The organism is Thiocystis violacea, assembly GCF_016583575.1.
GTDB lineage: Bacteria > Pseudomonadota > Gammaproteobacteria > Chromatiales > Chromatiaceae > Thiocystis > Thiocystis violacea.
Genome location: NZ_NRRG01000005.1, coordinates 25,405 through 41,595 on the forward strand (window position 1 = coordinate 25,405; position 16,191 = coordinate 41,595).

17 protein-coding genes, 1 tRNA gene and 1 pseudogene are annotated in these 16,191 nt (G+C 65.4%); 14 read left to right on the top strand and 5 right to left on the bottom strand.

What is annotated here, in order from left to right:
• Window positions 1-112: 112 nt before the first annotated feature.
• The 5 genes from CKO27_RS04070 to hrpB form a co-directional block, all read right to left on the bottom strand.
• Window positions 113-1,363 (bottom strand): pectin acetylesterase-family hydrolase, encoded by a 1,251-nt coding sequence (locus CKO27_RS04070; RefSeq protein ID WP_200373607.1) that lies wholly within the window; start codon window positions 1,361-1,363, stop codon window positions 113-115.
• A gap of 188 nt (window positions 1,364-1,551) precedes the next feature.
• Entirely contained in the window at window positions 1,552-2,007 is a 456-nt protein-coding gene (locus tag CKO27_RS04075; RefSeq protein ID WP_200373608.1) for an Hsp20 family protein, read from the bottom strand.
• A 141-nt stretch (window positions 2,008-2,148) separates the two neighbouring features.
• The gene (gene mobA / locus CKO27_RS04080; RefSeq protein ID WP_200373609.1) at window positions 2,149-2,799 is read right to left on the bottom strand and encodes a molybdenum cofactor guanylyltransferase MobA; all 651 of its coding nucleotides are present in this window, start codon (window positions 2,797-2,799) and stop codon (window positions 2,149-2,151) included.
• The gene (locus CKO27_RS04085) at window positions 2,796-3,533 is read right to left on the bottom strand and encodes a carbonic anhydrase (protein WP_200373610.1); all 738 of its coding nucleotides are present in this window, start codon (window positions 3,531-3,533) and stop codon (window positions 2,796-2,798) included. The genes mobA and CKO27_RS04085 overlap by 4 nt, the downstream gene beginning before the upstream one ends.
• A 118-nt stretch (window positions 3,534-3,651) precedes the next feature.
• Window positions 3,652-6,213, bottom strand: a complete 2,562-nt coding sequence (gene hrpB, locus CKO27_RS04090) for an ATP-dependent helicase HrpB (RefSeq protein WP_200373611.1) — start codon at window positions 6,211-6,213, stop codon at window positions 3,652-3,654.
• Window positions 6,214-6,358: 145 nt separating this feature from the next.
• Here hrpB and CKO27_RS04095 point away from each other — a divergent pair, with 145 nt between their 5' ends.
• The 14 genes and pseudogenes from CKO27_RS04095 to CKO27_RS04160 all read left to right on the top strand — a co-directional run bounded on the left by CKO27_RS04095 (window position 6,359) and on the right by CKO27_RS04160 (window position 16,104).
• On the top strand, window positions 6,359-7,075 hold the full coding sequence (locus CKO27_RS04095) for a transposase (RefSeq protein ID WP_200373612.1): 717 nt from the start codon (window positions 6,359-6,361) through the stop codon (window positions 7,073-7,075).
• Window positions 7,076-7,125: 50 nt separating this feature from the next.
• Complete coding sequence (locus tag CKO27_RS04100) at window positions 7,126-7,461, top strand: cupin domain-containing protein (protein WP_200373716.1); 336 nt, start codon at window positions 7,126-7,128, stop codon at window positions 7,459-7,461.
• A gap of 126 nt (window positions 7,462-7,587) precedes the next feature.
• Window positions 7,588-8,172, top strand: coding sequence for a flavin reductase (locus tag CKO27_RS04105; RefSeq protein WP_200373613.1), 585 nt, complete (start codon window positions 7,588-7,590; stop codon window positions 8,170-8,172).
• 91 nt (window positions 8,173-8,263) lie between these two features.
• On the top strand, window positions 8,264-9,712 hold the full coding sequence (gene pyk / locus CKO27_RS04110; RefSeq protein ID WP_200373614.1) for a pyruvate kinase: 1,449 nt from the start codon (window positions 8,264-8,266) through the stop codon (window positions 9,710-9,712).
• Between the two features lie 81 nt (window positions 9,713-9,793).
• Window positions 9,794-9,868 (top strand) — tRNA-Val (locus tag CKO27_RS04115).
• A 160-nt stretch (window positions 9,869-10,028) separates the two neighbouring features.
• Window positions 10,029-10,955 carry a tyrosine-type recombinase/integrase gene (locus CKO27_RS04120; RefSeq protein ID WP_242470721.1) on the top strand — a complete coding sequence of 309 codons (927 nt, stop codon included), beginning with the start codon at window positions 10,029-10,031 and terminating at the stop codon, window positions 10,953-10,955.
• A complete protein-coding gene (locus tag CKO27_RS24400) occupies window positions 10,952-11,242 on the top strand; it encodes a tyrosine-type recombinase/integrase (RefSeq protein WP_242470722.1) in 291 nt (96 codons plus the stop codon). Before CKO27_RS04120 ends, CKO27_RS24400 begins: the two co-directional genes overlap by 4 nt.
• A gap of 81 nt (window positions 11,243-11,323) precedes the next feature.
• Window positions 11,324-11,896: a DUF2267 domain-containing protein gene (locus CKO27_RS04125; RefSeq protein WP_200373615.1), complete on the top strand. Its 573-nt coding sequence runs from the start codon at window positions 11,324-11,326 to the stop codon at window positions 11,894-11,896.
• 93 nt (window positions 11,897-11,989) lie between these two features.
• Window positions 11,990-12,196: a helix-turn-helix transcriptional regulator gene (locus tag CKO27_RS04130; RefSeq protein WP_200373616.1), complete on the top strand. Its 207-nt coding sequence runs from the start codon at window positions 11,990-11,992 to the stop codon at window positions 12,194-12,196.
• A gap of 329 nt (window positions 12,197-12,525) precedes the next feature.
• Window positions 12,526-12,789 carry a hypothetical protein gene (locus CKO27_RS04135; protein ID WP_200373617.1) on the top strand — a complete coding sequence of 88 codons (264 nt, stop codon included), beginning with the start codon at window positions 12,526-12,528 and terminating at the stop codon, window positions 12,787-12,789.
• Window positions 12,786-12,938, top strand: a complete 153-nt coding sequence (locus CKO27_RS04140) for a DUF3077 domain-containing protein (protein WP_200373618.1) — start codon at window positions 12,786-12,788, stop codon at window positions 12,936-12,938. The genes CKO27_RS04135 and CKO27_RS04140 overlap by 4 nt, the downstream gene beginning before the upstream one ends.
• Window positions 12,939-13,577: 639 nt before the next feature.
• Window positions 13,578-15,467 (top strand): annotated as a pseudogene (locus tag CKO27_RS04150) (DUF3987 domain-containing protein).
• Window positions 15,464-15,817: a hypothetical protein gene (locus CKO27_RS04155; RefSeq protein ID WP_200373619.1), complete on the top strand. Its 354-nt coding sequence runs from the start codon at window positions 15,464-15,466 to the stop codon at window positions 15,815-15,817. The pseudogene CKO27_RS04150 and the gene CKO27_RS04155 overlap by 4 nt, the downstream one beginning before the upstream one ends.
• On the top strand, window positions 15,814-16,104 hold the full coding sequence (locus CKO27_RS04160) for a hypothetical protein (RefSeq protein WP_200373620.1): 291 nt from the start codon (window positions 15,814-15,816) through the stop codon (window positions 16,102-16,104). Before CKO27_RS04155 ends, CKO27_RS04160 begins: the two co-directional genes overlap by 4 nt.
• Window positions 16,105-16,191: the final 87 nt, after the last annotated feature.

Here is a 16,191-nt window from a genome sequence, read left to right on the forward strand (position 1 = left end):
GCTACCGAGGCGGGATCAAGACTTCAATCCCGTCGGGAGCGCGCGGGCCATGGGTTTCTCGGTCATGTCCCGCGCCTGATCGGCCGCGCCCTCCCAGGCCAATGCCTCGGGATCAGAGCGCCGGGAGACAATCGGGCGCGCAGCTCGAATTTTGCCATTGGCCCCGGAAGGGCCAGCGTTTTTCGATCATGTCGGCGAACCAGTCGGAAAACTGGACGTCCCCGGCCGACCGTTCCTCGTAAAAGCTCTGATCGCCGATGATCGTGTGACCCGTGCCCTCGCCAAGATAGAAGCGGTAATTCCAGGTGGTGAGGGCGGTCATCGACAGGGTCGAGCGCGTCTGGGTCGACCATTCCAGCCCGGAGATGAAGAGCGCGGCCGGATCGAGCCAGTGCTCGGGGGCGTTCAAATGCTTGGCGAGGTTGTAGAAGAGAATCTGCACGCCATCCAGCGCGCGGCTGTACTGCCCGAAATGGACGGCTGGGTAGCGCCAGCCCAGGGCTTGATACATCCCCATGACCAGGGTGTCGGGTCCGGAGGCGAAGGTTTCCTCCAATTCGGGCGGGAGATGCGTCCAGGCGCCCCAGACGCCCTCGGGGGTCAAGGCCCGGAGGTAGAGATCCCAGTTGATCACGCCATTCGCGGAATCCCCCAGGACGCTGACTTTCCTGGCCAAGGGAAAGGCTTGGGTCACGGCGGGAAAACTGTAGAGAACGCCGTAGCCTCCCGCGCTCGCGCCGGTCAGCACGATCTCCTCGGGCTGACTTCCCAGCGTGTCGGCGTAGTAGTCCTTGAGGATGTCGAGTACCGCCAGGACATTATCCTGTCCGCGATGGTGGATGAGCCACTGGCCGCCGCCAGGGGCGTCATAGAGCACGTCCCTGGAGCCGAAGTACAGGTCTCCCGTGCAGTAGGGAATGAAGACCAGAGTGAACTCGCGTACCGGATTGCGGGCGTCCTGGGTGTCGGCGATTCCGCCAAGCGTGGAGAGGCTCTCGGGGGTCTCGTCGATGCCGAGATCGTAGACCGGCGATCCGGTCATGGCCGAGTCGATGCAGGTGATCGAATCCCAGCAGGCTCCGCCGCCATCCCAGACGATCAGGAGACGTTTCGGATCGCCGGGGCGCAGAAAGAAGGAGAAATCCGTCGGGGCGGGCGCCACTGTCGTCCCCTCGGCGGTAGTGCTGACCAGGGGGCCGCCCGAGCAGCCGGGTCGAGGCGTGCCTTCCGGGTCGTTCTCCGAGGCGGGCTCGACCAGGATCCGTTGCCATCCGGCGGCGGCGTCCAGCCCGAAGGCCGCGCCCGAAACCGCGCAGGCAAGCAGCAGAACAAGCACTGGTCCAAGTTTCGATGGCGATGGCATGGCTCTTCTCCTGAATATGGTCCCCCGTCCCTAGAAGGCTGGACCACCTCATCCATGAAATCAATGCGCCTGGCGAGACATTTCCCCGTCGACCCGGCGCGAGCCGAGCCTGGGGCGGCGACGGCCAACAAAAAGCCGGGCGGGAGCCCGGCTTGTCGTCTCGAACCGGAGGTCGGTTCCGTTGTCGATCAGGCCGCGACCGCGCGCGCGTCGGCGACCTTGGGCTCGCCGCGAATCTCGATTTTGCGGGGCTTCATGGCCTCGGGAATCTCGCGGCGCAGATCGACATGCAAGAGGCCATTCTCCAGCCTGGCATCCAGGACGCGCACGTAATCCGCAAGCTGGAACTTACGCTCGAAACTGCGATTGGCGATGCCTCGATAGAGGAACCGACGGCCTTGCTCCTCGTCGTCGGGACGTCCGCCTGACACCGTGAGGATATTCTCCTTGACCTCCAGCCCCAGATCCTGCTCGGAGAAGCCGGCCACCGCCATGGTGATGCGATAGTCGTTCTCGCCGCTGGCCTCGATGTTGTAGGGAGGATAACCGCCCGCCTCGGACCGATAGGCGTTCTCGAGCGCCGAGGTCATCCGGTCGAAACCGATCATGGAGCGGAAGAGCGGTGAAAAATCGATGCTGGTCATGAACATATTCTCTCTATGAGCAATATGGAAAGGCGCGTTCACAATGAACCGCGTGGGAAACAAGCCTCGGTCGAGCGCTTGTGTTATGTAAACTAAGGTTCGATACCCGGCTTGTCAAGAGGTGTGCCTGAAAATCTTATGTCAAGTTATTCGCGGCGCGGAGGGCGGTGATTCGGGGTCGGTATTGGCCGGCCAGACGTGCTCGAGCCGGCGCGCCTCGTCGGGCGAATTGATGTTGCCGAAGCGCTCGGGGCAATCCCTGAAATCGGCCAGGGCGATTCGATGCCGGGTCTGCCAGTGCTCGACCTTGCGTTCGCCGGAAGCAAGAAAACGCTCCAGGTCATCGGCGAATGACACAGGCAGAAGCGCGTGGAGCGATTGCCGGCGCTCGCCATCCGTGGCCACGGCCAGATCCGCGTTCCGCTCGACCAGCGCCTGGACGAGCCGTTGGGCCAGATCCAATGGCGGCCGGGGGGCGTCGCAGGGTAGGGTCAGGATCCATGGGGTTCGAGCCGCCCGCAGGCCGGCGAGCAGGCCGGCCAGCGGTCCCTGGAAGCCCGCCATCGAATCCGCGATGACCGGATAGCCATAAGCGGCGTAGCGCTCGATGTTCCGGTTGGCGCTGATCAGCAGGGTGCCGACCTGGGGCGCCAGCGCCTCGATGCACCACTCCACCAGGGGGCGGCCCGCGAAGGGTCGCAGCCCCTTGTCCTCGCCCCCCATGCGACGTGCCTGGCCGCCCGCGAGGATGAGGCCGGTGATCGCGTCGCGATTCGGGGGGCCGTCGCTCACTCGACGATGACGCGTGCGTTGAGATTCTGGATCGGGCGGTTGTTCGGATGACCCATGACGCGCGCGAAGCGGTTGATCTGCTCATGGGAGGCCGTTACCGGATGCTTCATCACCAGCCAGGCGACGCCCTCGGAGCAGGGTGGGGTGGTCAAGGATCCATCGAATCGGTAGTAATCGCGGTCCTTGGGCAAGAGCTCCTCGGCCGATACCTTGATGGGGAGGTGGACGCCGGTATCGGCCTGTTCCGGAATGACCGACCAGGGATTGGCCAACAGGCCATTCTCGGTGCCTGCCTCGATCATGACCGCGATCACGGCCAGATGACCGTCCTGGTCGGCGTGAACGAGATGGGCCTCCATCGGGAATTCCTTGCCCGAGATGTGATTCTCGCTCGGGGTATGGAAATGGAATTGCTTCAACTCGTAGTCACGGCCGTCGAGCGTGATGGTGCTGCCGGCCTCGTAGTCGATCTGAATCGTGTGTCCGTTGTTGACCTCGTCGCGGCCGCCCGGTCGGTAATGAAAGCCGATCGGAGGCAGTTGGGAGTCGACGAAGCCGGTCAGATCCACGGGTGACTGGTGCTTGCCGTTCTTGCAGAGACTGAAGCTCGGGTCGAGTTCGCCCCAATGATCCGGAGCCTCCGCGCCGACGTAGCCCCAGTGCGCGCCATGCTCGACCGCCAGGGCCGAGCCGGCGGTGGCCAGTAAGAGTGCCAGGATCATTGGTTTGTTCATCGATCGCTTAACCTCGTGGTTGGTCGCGGATCCTCGGAAGGCGCCGAGGTCTCTCGCGTGGGTTTTGGACTGGTGATTATAGTCATGGGCAAGGGCGCTCGCCCTTGACGATCATGGCTCATCGCCGGGTGGCGGATGGATCGGCGGCGCGCCGGCGGATGCCGCCGACGATCGCTTGGGCCTCGGTGGGATCCTCCGGCCAATGATGCTTGGGGTAGCGCCCCCGCAGTTCCTTGCGAACCTCGGCGTAACCGCGCTTCCAGAAGCCGGCGAGATCCTGGGTGACCTGCACCGGTCGGCGGGCCGGCGAAAGGAGATGCAGCAGGACCGCCACGCGACCTCCACACAGACGCGGCGTCTCCGCGAGTCCGAACAGCTCCTGGAGCGGCGCGGCCAGGATCGGGATCTCGCCGCTCGCATAGTCGATCGGCCGGTTGTTGCCCGCCGGCGTGACGAAGGTCCGGGGCGCTTGGCGGTCGAGCCGCTGGTGCTGCTCCCAGGTCAGGCGATCCAGGAGGATGGTCGATAGATCGAGCCGTTGGACATCGGCCAGACGGGTCTTGTCCGCGATCCAGGGGGCGAGCCAGTCCCCGAGCCGCTCTCGCAGCCAGGCGTCCGAAAGGTCCGGCCAGTCGCCCTCGGTGTCATGCCGGCGCGCCAGTTCCACGCGCGCCTGAAACTGACGCGCCTCGCTCGACCAGACGAGCGCCGCGTCGAAGCCTTCGCGAATCCGCTCCAGCAGCCGCTCGCCGGCCTGGTCCGATGGCGCGAGCGCGACCGCTCGCGTCGCCAGGGTGAGGGCGCCGAGCCGGGTGACCTCGCGGCAGGCGACGGCCTCGCGCTCCGCGTCCCAGGTGACCTCGCGAGCGGAGATGAGCCGATCCTCGAAGACCTGGCGCAGTTCGCCCTCCTCGATCGGTAAGGCGAGTTGGACGAGGCCATCCCGTCCGAGCGCATCCATCTTGGCCACGATCAGATAGGGATGGATGGCGAGCGCGTCGTCGCACGGCAGCCTCGCGCCCGTGCCGGAGGCCAAAAGATAGCGATCGTCCGCGCCCTCGCGTCGTCGCGCCACGCGGTCCGGGTAGGCTAGGGCGAGCAGCGCGCCCGGCGTCCGCTCCCCGATCCTCGGGGATGGGGAGGCCCTATTGGTCGGCTCGCCCAAGCCCTCGACCAGCCGCGTCAGTTGTCGCGCGACCCGCTCGACGGTCGCGAGCTGTCTCCGGTCGAACCCTGGGGGCGGGCCTGGCTCGCGCGCCTCGCGCAGGGCCTGGAGGCGCGAACCCAGATCCGCCGGGCGGCTCCGGTCGGCCCCGACGATGAAGGGATCGCGCTCCGAGATCAGGGCGCAGAGGTCGGCGGCGGTGCGCCGCTCGGCGGGCGCGGCGGCCAGGAGCATGACCGCGAGCCGGGGATGCAGGGGCAGCTCGACCATGGCGCGCCCCAGACGGCTGATGGAGTCGTGCCCGTCCAGCGCCCCGAGCGCCCGCAGCAGGTCGATGGCCTGACTCCAGGCGGGGCCGGGGGGCGGATCCAGCCAGCTTGGTTCGCTGGGATCCTTGATCCCCCAGAGTGCCAGCTCCAGGGCCAGCGGCGCCAGGTCGGTCGCCAGGATCTCGGGGGTGCGATGCTCGGGCCGTCCCTGTTCCTGGGCGCGCGTCCAGAGACGGTAACAGACCCCCGGACCGAGACGGCCGGCGCGGCCCGCGCGCTGCTCGGCGGAGGCGCGCGGGATGGTCTCCATGACCAATCGGGTCAGGCCGGATCCGGGATCGAAGCGGGGCTTGCGGGTCAGCCCGCTGTCCACGACCACCCGAATACCCTGGATGGTGACGCTGGTCTCGGCGATGTCGGTCGCCAGGATGACCCGGCGCCGACGCCCGTCGGTCGGAAGCAGGGCGCGATCCTGCTCGATGGACGAAAGACTTCCGTGCAGCGGCAGGATCTCCAGGTCCGCGTCACCGAGCGCGGCCAGTGGCTCCAGGGCGCGGCCGATCTCGCCCGCGCCGGGGAGGAAGGCCAGGATGTCGCCCTCATGCTCGGCCAGCGCCCGTCGGACAGCCGCGACCAGGGCGCGGACCGGATCGGTGTCCGGGGCGCGCTCGGCATAGCGGATCTCGACCGGGAAGCTCCGCCCCTCGCCGCGCAGGATCGGCGCGTCGCCCAGCAGGCGGGCGACCGGCTCGGCATCCAGGGTCGCCGACATGACCAGCAGGCGCAGGTCCGGGCGCAGGTTGCGCGCGACGTCCAGGGTCAGCGCCAGCCCCAAGTCGGATGGCAGGTTCCGTTCGTGGAACTCATCGAAGATGACCAGTCCGACGCCCTCCAGTCCGGGATCGCCCTGGAGACGGCGGGTCAGAATGCCCTCGGTGATGACCTCGACGCGGGTGCGTGGGCCGGCGCGACGCTCGAACCGGACCTGATAGCCGACGCGCTCGCCCAGCGGCTCGCCGAGCAGGCTCGCCATGCGCGCGGCGGTCATCCGGGCGGCCGGGCGGCGTGGCTCCAGCATCAGGATCCGCTGGCCGGCGAGCCAGTCCTCGTCGATCAGGGCCAGCGGCGCCCTGGTCGACTTGCCCGATCCGGTGGGCGCGCACAGAACCGCATGACCCTTTCGAAGCGCGGCGCGCAGATCGTCGAGCAGGGCCTCGATGGGGAACCCTTGGTCGGAGGAAGGCATGGCGGTTCCGCTACCGGGGTGGTTTCCATTGGGGTTGAACGCGAGCGGGTGAAATCCAACACCGCTCGCGCGATTCGGACACGGCAAGCGTCGGAAGGGCGTCTATACTCTGGGGCAGGTCAATCAACCGGATCCGACCCTACTCATGGCACGTCTTCCCCGCTTCGTTATGCCCGGCTACCCCCAACACGTCATCCAGCGTGGCAACAACCGACAGCAGATCCTGTTCGAGGAAGAGGATTACTGGTTCATCTGGGACAAGATGGGCGTCGCCGCCGAGAAATTTCAGTGCGAGGTCCATGCCTACGTGCTGATGCCCAATCACTTCCACCTGCTGCTGACCTCCCACCTGGAGAATGGCATCGGCAAGCTGATGCAGTATGTCGGCCGCTATTATGTCCAGTATTTCAACAACCGTTATGACCGCACGGGTACCCTCTGGGAGGGTCGCTATCGGGCCACGCTGGTCGATCCCAGGCATTATCTGCTGGCCGTCGCGCATTATATAGAGGCGAACCCGGTGCGCGCGGGACTGGTCGCCAAGCCCTCGGACTATGGCTGGTCGAGCCATGGGGCCAATGCGGAAGGCAGCGACGACAAACTGATCAGTCCGCATCGCGAGTACGAGCGACTGGGCCGAAGCGCCAAGGCCCGCCGCGAACACTATGCCGCCGAGGCCGAGACGCGGGTACCGGATTCGCTCCTCAAGGAGATCCGCGACTCCACCAACAAGGCTTGGGTGCTCGGTGGCCCAGAGTTCTGCCGGGAGGTCGAGGGTCTGCTGAACCGCCGTCCACTGCCCAGGCCGCGTGGCGGAGATCGCCGTTCCGATGCCTATCGGCGGAGCGTCGGACTCGCGTGAGCCTGGACCGGGGGCTGGTTCATTCGCCCGACGAAGCGGATGAATATTTCATGGAGGAGGGCTGTTTCATCCTGGAGTCCTGGAACCGCGCGGAGGATCCCGAGGTGTCCATCGCGCGCGCCAGGGTGCGGCCGGGGGTCACGACCCGGCGGCATCGGCTCGACGGAATCGTCGAGCGCTATCTGATTCTCGACGGTCTGGGCACGGTGGAGATCGAGGGGATGACGCCCAGGCGTGTCGGAGCGGGCGATCTGGTCCATATCCCGGCCGGCCTGGGTCAGCGTATCCGCAACGACGGCGAGCGGGATCTGGTGTTTCTCGCCATCTGCACCCCGAGATTCCGGCCGCCGGCCTATGAGGACATCGATCCCGCGTCCGGACCCTGACCGAACCGCCGCCCTGGTTGGAAGACCGAACCGCTGTTCGTCATCCATTCATGTCATCATGTGGGCTGACGCGGTCCTGGTAGCTGATCGACCGCGCGCGCCCTCCCGAAGCAGGACCATTCCAGCGTGACCTACCCAAGCATCGACGCCATCGAAGAGATTTTCCATCTCTACGATCCGCCCCTGTGGCTGGTGACGGCGCGCGCCGGTGAGCGCCGGGGCTCCCTGATCGCCACCTCCGTCGTCCGGGCCTCGATCGTCGCCGAACGGCCCCGGATGCTGATCGCCATCGCCAGGCAGCACCATACCTGGGGGTTGATCGAATCGTCTGGCCGCTTCGCGCTCCATCTGCTGCCGGCCGACGACCTGGAGGCGGTCTGGCGCTTCGGACTCGCGACCGGTCATCGGACCGACAAGTTCGCGGGGCTGGCCATCCGGGAAACGCCGGATGGCCAGCCGCTGTATCCCGGTGCCGCCTCCTGGATGGATTGTCGCGTCGAGTGGGGGATGGACACCGGCGACCGTAGCGTCTATCTGGCCGAGATCGTCGGCGGTGGCCTCATGCTCGAAACCCCTGTGCTTACGGTCGCGGCCCTGCTGCGCGAGGCACCACCTGACCGCAAGGCCGAACTCGATCGTCTCTACGCGCGGGACCGGGAGATCGACGCCGCCGCGATCCTGGCCTGGCGTCGGGAGCGTCCGCCGCGCTAACACTCTCATGCACGCACTCAGGCGGTCTGTCGCCGGCCTGGGGTTCAGCCATTGTCATCTCTCGATCACTCCCTTCCGATTAGGATTCCTCATGCATTTGCCTGACCACAAGACCAAGATCGTCGCCACCATCGGCCCAGCCTCCGACGCGCCCGAGCGGCTGGCCGAGCTGATCCTCGCCGGGATGAACGTGGCCCGATTGAACTTCTCGCACGGCCACCCGGAATACCATGCCGAGGTCATCGCCCGGATCCGCGCCGCCGCGCGCGAGACGGGGCGGCGGGTCGCCATCATGGGCGATCTTCCTGGCCCCAAGATGCGTATCGGCGATCTGGCCGAGGAGCCGATCGAGCTGCAACGCGATGACGAGCTGACCCTCACCACGCAGGATATCCTGGGGAGCAAGGAGCGCGTCAGCATCAGCTTCCCGAGTCTGCCGGAGGCCGTCCAGCCCGGCGACCGGCTCTATCTCAACGACGGCTTCATCCTGCTCAAGGTGCTGGAGGTCGATGGGACCGAGATCCGTTGCAGCGTCCGCGTCGGCGGCGATTTGTCCTCCCGCAAGGGGTTGAATCTGCCGGGCATCAATCTGGGGATCAGCGCCTTCACCGAGAACGATCACGCCTGGCTGCGCTTCGCCGCCGAGCATCGTCTGGACGCCGTGAGTCAGTCGTTCGTCGCCACCGCCGACGACATCCTGGCCGTGCGCCAGGCCGCCGCCGAGCTGGGTTACGCCCCCTTCATCATCGCCAAGATCGAACGCGCCGACGCCCTGGACAACCTCGCGGCGATCCTGACCGCCGCCGACGGCATCATGGTGGCGCGCGGCGACCTGGGCGTGGAGATTCCGATCGAGCGCATCGCCGTGGTCCAGAAGCAGATCACCGACCTGGCGAATCACTTCGGCAAGCCCGTCATCACCGCGACCCAGATGCTGGAGTCCATGGTCATCTACCGTCGGCCGACCCGCGCCGAGGCGACCGATGTCGCCAACGCCATCCTCGGCGGGACCGATTGCGTCATGCTCTCCGCCGAATCGGCCGTCGGCCGCCATCCCGTCGCTGCGGTCGCCATGCTCGCCAGCATCGCCGCGCAGGTCGAGCCCGAGCGCAGCAAGCAGCCCTTCGTGCGCACCATGGACGGCTTCTACGGCAGCGACCGCACCCGCGCGGTCGACCTCATCGCCGCGAGCGTCTACCACACCATCAACAACAGCGAGCCGAACTTCGTCGTCGTCCCCACTCAATCCGGCAGCACGCCCCGCAACGTCGCCCGCTTTCGGCCGCCGGTCTGGATCATTGCCTTCAGTCCCAACGCCACCACCTGTCAGTCGCTCCAGTTTTCCTATGGAATTCATACGGTTCAGGTCGATGCGGATCGGCCGGACTGGTCGAATTTCGTCCGCCACTGGCTGCGCGAGCGTGGCGTCGACTCCGGTCTTGCCCTGCTGACGCAAGGTCCGACGGCGGATAACCCCTGCGGCAACTACCGCATGGAGATCCTGGAGTTGGGACTGGACGCCGGCTCGCAGTGCGAGTGAGGCCGGGCGGGATCCGTGCCAGCGATGGTTTCCGTAGGTTGACCATGCCGACGCCATTCGCGTAAGATTCGCGATCTGATTGGGCGCATAGCTCAGCGGGAGAGCGCCCCCTTCACACGGGGGAGGTCGTAGGTTCGATCCCTACTGTGCCCACCAAATACCCGTTTCAAGCCATTCCAGAACGTCCAAGAACCCGCCTAAGTGCGGGTTTTTTATTGGCTATTCGTCTTCCGCCGTCTCATGGCGTCCCTTGACAGCTTAGGGTATTTGCGGGTAGGTATCCGGGTATCTCCCAACCCCTATGGGTACCTGCCCCATGCCACTGACCACCGATGCCGCGATCCGCAACGTCAAGCCCACCAACGCGCCCACCAAATACCCCGTTGGAAAGGGGCTCTATCTCCTCGTCACGCCCAAGGGTCAGAAGTGGTGGAGGCTGCGCTATCGCTTCGAGGGCAAGGAAAAGATGCTCGGTCTTGGCGTCTATCCCGAGGTGTCGCTCAAGAAGGCCACCGAGAAACGAGACGAGGCCCGTGGCCACTTGGTAGAGGGACGAGACCCCAGTCAGGTGAAGCGGGAGGAAGCCGCCGAACGCAAGCGCCAGGACGCCAACAGCTTTGAGGTCATGGCCCGCGAGTGGTACGCCTCTCGTGCCCCTGGTTGGGCTCCGGGCCATGCGGACAAGATCATCCGACGCCTGGAACTGGATGTATTCCCCTGGATCGGGAGCCGCCCAATCGCCGAGATCAAGGCGCCCGAACTGTTGGCCGTCGCGCGGCGCATCGAGGCGCGTGGCGCCCTGGATACCGCTCATCGGGCGATTCAGAGCTGTGGGCAAATCTTCCGCTATGCCGTCGCGACTGGCCGGGCCGAACGCGACCCGTCCGGGGATCTACGCGGCGCCCTGCCGCGAGCGAAGGGCGGTCACTTCCCCTCGGTCACGGATCCGGCCCGCGTCGCCGAGCTGCTACGCATGATCGACGGCTATCAAGGCACCCCTACCGTGCGTGGGGCGCTGCGCCTGGCGCCGCTGGTATTCGTCCGGCCCGGCGAGCTACGCCAGGCCGAATGGGCGGATATCGATCTGGAGGCCGCTGAATGGCGTTACACCGCGACCAAGACCGGCACCCCGCATATCGTCCCGCTCGCCACCCAGGCCGTGGCGATCCTTCGGGAACTGGAGCCGATCACCGGACGCGGGCGCTATGTCTTCCCGTGCGCCCGTGGCGCCGTCGCCCGATGAGCGATAACGCCATCCTCGCCGCCATGCGTCGGCTAGGCATTCCGAAGGACGAGATGTCCGGGCACGGCTTTCGCGCCATGGCCAGAACGATCCTGGATGAGGTGTTGGGCTTCCGTCCCGACTTCATCGAGCACCAGTTGGCCCATGCCGTGAGGGATCCCAACGGCCGCGCCTACAACCGGACTGCCCACCTACCGGCCCGCAAGCTGATGATGCAGGCGTGGGCGGATTACCTGGATGGGCTCAAGCAGGGGGCGAAGGTGTTGCCCCTCAAGCGCACCGCCTGACTCCAGACAACAACAGGCCCCGAGACGGCACCACCCGTCCCGAGGCCCTGACCACAACCCAACCTGAAGAGAGGTTCGGCGATGGCTGATGAAAAGCTTACCCCATCCGAGGTGGCCATATGGCGCGCCACCCGCGCCTATACCCCGGCCGAAGCCGCGTGGCTACTGATGGACAAGGCCCCGCAAACTATCTGGATTGATGACACGAAAGGCGCCGCGTTCGCCTTGGCGTGCCAGATTCGAGAAGAATTCAGGACCAGCGATTACGGCGCGTTCGGTACCCCCAGGGAAAGCATCGCGTTCGATGTGCGGTACGAGGGCGAATTCAGGGGAATCGCCACGATAGAAGGCGGCAGACGGCAGCGAATCACGTTCGATGAACTGCGCCAGTTCGCCGAACAGCGCGGACTGAAACCCATGATCCTTTCCGCCCAAGAACCGGCTGGCGCCGATGATGACCGCGAGCCTGACCCGCGCCACCGCAAGACCCTGCTACGCATCATCGCAGCCCTTATGAAGCTGGCCAAGATCGATTCAGACATGGCCACCAAGACAGCGGCCCATGCTATCAATTCGGTTCTGGAAGAAACCGGACGGTCAATGAAGCCGGACACCATCGCGCGCGTCCTCAATGACGCTCGCGAGGTCGATTAGCCCTATAGGGTCGTATCGCAAGCCCTATAGGAACACATCCTTTCTGCGTCTCGCTATCGTCTCGCCATGTTCAGCAACATGACGAGGCAACACATGGCCGCTAAAGCCGCTCCTGCCGTTCCCTTCCGCATCGTCCGCCTACCCGAAGCCGTCGAAATGACAGGGCTTTCTCGAGGCTCTCTCTACCGCCTGATGCAGAAAGGCGCGTTCCCGAAGTCCGTCAAGCTCTCCGAGCGCGCGGTGGGCTGGAGGGAGTCAGACCTGAATGCCTGGCTCAACTCACGCCAGAACGCCGCTTGAGGGAGCCGTCACGATGTCCACCAGATCGAAACAGGTCCGCGCCAATCGGCGCGCGAAGCAGGCCCGGCGATGGTCCGGAAATGAAAAACGCCCTGGCGGGGGCGGCCACCAAGGCGTTGCGAAGAAGCAGAGTTCTGACTTAGAGTGGTGCCGTCCGTCAGGTGCGATCAACACCTAACGGCAAAGCAATTACCGACTGGAATCGGCTTGCACCGGCAGGGCTCAGTATATCCGTTCGTCCCCTATCCGCACCAGGGACGCGCGCGCCTGCCGTCAATCTGCCTGCCATCTTCAGTTGGTACCCGTCATTACGACCGAGGTATCAACCCATGACCGACCAACACACCCGCACCACCCAGGACGTTGACCGCCACATCGGCGAATTCGTCCGCGAAAACATCGCCGAACTTTGGGCCTTGTCCGCCGCCATCGGCACCGGCGCCAAACTGGCCGCCGACTTCGCCATGGATATCGAGGGCGAGATCGAAGGGCATGCCAACCCAGGCACCACCGACGCCTTGATCCGTCTGATCCGCGCCAGCTCCGATCATCTGACCGATCGGCTGGAGAGTCTGATGGAGGCGGCGGGATGAGCAACCAAACCACCCGCAAGATTTCCTTCCTCCCGACCACGGCCAACAACGATTTGCTGTCTGTCCGGTCTGGCGTGCCGATCGCCGAGGCTGTCGAGCAAGCGAGCTTCTTGCTCGGGGCAGCCATCCGAGCCGCGATCGAGGCCTAAGCCCCCGGCCCGATCGTCGCACCCTTCGAGCGCGATCCCCAGGGCGAAGATCCGGAGCCCGGCCCGATCTCGGACGAGCTGCTTGAATGGGTCGCCAAGGCCGAGCGCGCCACCGATTCCGATATCACACGCCACCTGCCGGGAGCCATGCGGCAGGCTCGCCGCTGGCTGTTGTGGAAGGCCATCCCGCATAAAGACCCGTCGAAGAAGCCGCGCAAGGTTCCGTTCTACTGCGACGGATCGCCGCGCCAAGGCGCTCTCGACACTGAACAAGATCGTGGTCGGCTGACGGATCTCGACACGGCTCAAGCCGTACTCGCCGATGGGTCTTATACCGGGCTCGGGTTCGCTCTCGGACCCGATGGGGACGGGAACCACTGGCAGGGGATCGATCTTGACGGGACCGATCAGAGGCCGAATCTCGCCGCCCTGGCCGCCCGCCTGCCTGGATACGTCGAGCGGTCGCCCAGCGGGAAGGGCTTCCATGCCATCGGCTGCGGCAGGGCGTTCAAGTCGCTGGGAAGCAATTCCACCGGGATCGAAGCCTATGCCGGAGGCCGCTACTTCACCGTCACCGGCTCGGAGGGGCACGGCGACCTGGAAGATATCGCCGAGTTCGTCACCGGCACACTCGCGCCGATGCACTCGCCGCCAAGGCCCAAGACCGAGGCGTCCGAGCGGCCGTGCGTGGACACCCAGGACGCGGTGATCCGCGATCTGCGTTCGGCGCTGGCGTCCATGCGTTCAGACGACAGGGATCTTTGGGTTCGGATGGGGTTGTCGCTCAAAACGATGGGCGATCAGGGACGGGCGCTCTGGATGGAATGGAGCCAGTCGAGCGAGAAGTTCGATCCGAGCGACGCCGCGCGGGCTTGGGAATCCTTCCGCCCTGAGTCCACCGATCATCGCGCCGTCTTCGCCGAAGCCACCCGGCACGGATGGACGAACCCGGCGAAGCGTAAGCACCGCGCGGAAGAGCCGCCACCGCCCCCAGGGGCGGACGACTACGCCGATGTGGACATGGGCACCAAGCAAGATTGTGGGGGCGAGTGGCCGAAGCTGGAACCGCTTCCAACCGCGCTTTCTCCGGTTGCCCCCTTTGATTACGACCTGCTGCCGGACGCCTTTCGAGCCTGGATTCGCGATATATCCGAGCGGATGCAATGCCCCCCGGACTACCCCGCCGTCTCCGCCGTCGTGTGCCTCTCGGCTGTGGTCGGCCGGCAGATCGGCGTCAGACCCAAGTGCAAGGACGATTGGACCGTGGTCCCCAACTTGTGGGGGTCCATCATCGGCCGTCCATCGCTGCTGAAGACCCCGGCGCTACAGGAGACGCTGAAAGGAATCGACGGGCTCGAAGCGGCCGCGCGCAAGCAATTCGAGGATGAAGAGCGGCACTACAAGGCCGATCTACTGGTGGCCGAAGCCGAAGTAAGGGAGTCCAAGACGGAGATCGCGAAGGCGCTCAAGGCGAAGGATAAGGACAAAGCGCATCAGTACGCGCTCGACGCTGGCCGGGAGCCTGAAACGCCCGTGCGAAGGAGATACCGGACTCATGACGCGACGGTCGAGTAGCTCGGCGAGCTACTGAAGGACAACCCCAACGGCATCCTCGTCTATCGGGATAAGCTGATCGGGTTCCTCAAGTCGCTGGAGCAGGAGGGCCGGGAGGGCTCGCGCGCTTTCTACCTGGAAGCCTGGAACGGCAACGGCGGTTTCGCCTTCGACCGGATCGGGCGCGGCACCGTCGAGATCGAGGCCGCCTGCGTGTCCATCATCGGCGGCATTCAGCCGGGACCGCTGGGTGACTACCTGGTAGGGGCGGTGCGTGGAGGCGCTGGCGACGATGGCTTGTTGCAGCGATTTCAGCTCGCGGTCTGGCCCAACGCCCCGAGGCAATGGAAGAACGTGGACCGCTGGCCAGACAAGGAAGCTCGGCGGATCGCCAGGGAGGTGTTCAATCGCCTCGACACTATCGACGTGGAAGCTCTAGGGGCTCGCCGTGACGATGGCGACTCCACCCATTGGTTGCGGTTCAGTGAGGAGGCACAGGCCGCGTTCGACGAATGGCGCGCGACGCTCGAACATCGCCTGCTGAGTGGCGAAATGCATCCCGCGATGGAATCGCATTTGGCCAAATACCGCTCTCTTGCCCCGTCGCTGGCGCTGCTGTTTCGCCTGGCTGACAACCAGGCCTGCGGCCCCGTGGATCTTCAGTCGCTCTTGAGGGCGCTCGCCTGGTGCGAGTACCTGGAAACCCATGCCCGCCGCATCTATCAGCCGGCGATCGAGGTGGATATGAAAGCCGCGATCGAGCTTAGCGGTCGCCTCTCGTCGCTCACGAACCCCTTCACGGCCAAGGACGTCTACAAGCGGCACTGGCGATTGCTCGACCGCGAAGGGACCGTATCGGCACTTTCGATACTTGAGGACTTCGGGCATATCCGAAGCGAACAGACGACGGGACCAGGGCGACCGACCACCCTCTACCGGGCCCATCCTGATCTGCTTGGTGAGGTGGCCGCATGAGCTATCTCGACCGTCTCAAGAATCTGAAAACGCCAGGACGGGGGGGGGTCGAAAGTGTCGAAACCCCTGCCGATTTTTCGGAAACGCCAACATCACCTAGTGTAGAAAGTGTCGAAACTATCCAAACGGGGGGTTTAGACACTTTAGACACCTGCCCATCTGGGCGTTTTCAAAATATCGGGGACTCCGAGGTCCGATCGCGGATCTGGCGGATCATCACCACGGACCAGGAGATTGACGTCATCACCGGCGAGCCGATCACGGCAGCCGAAGCCTGCCAGGGTTACCCCGTCGTGCTCGAAGTCTTCCCTAGGCCCCTTGAGGACGAGTCCGTGGGGGTGGCGGCATGAAGCTCTACGACAGCGACGCCAAGATCCGGCGCCTGGCGCGCGAGGATGGGGTAGAGCAGGCGCTGAGGGAGGCGCGCGCCCAGCCGTGCGTGACCACTATCGCGGTCGGCCGACGGATCTACATCGTCCACACCCAGCCGGGAGACGCGGGGCTCTCTTGTATCGAGATGCGTTCGCCGCTGGACCTGCCAGCGGTCATGGCCAGGCTCGGGTCTGTCGTCGGCCCGATCCAACGCGCTCGCGTCGCGCCAACTGAGCACAGGGGGCGCCGATGTCGCGCGGACTGACACCCAAAGTCCGCCTGCACTGAGTTTCCAATAGTCGCCATCGCCACCGATAGGGACAGAGCATAATCCGCCAGTATTACGCGGCTA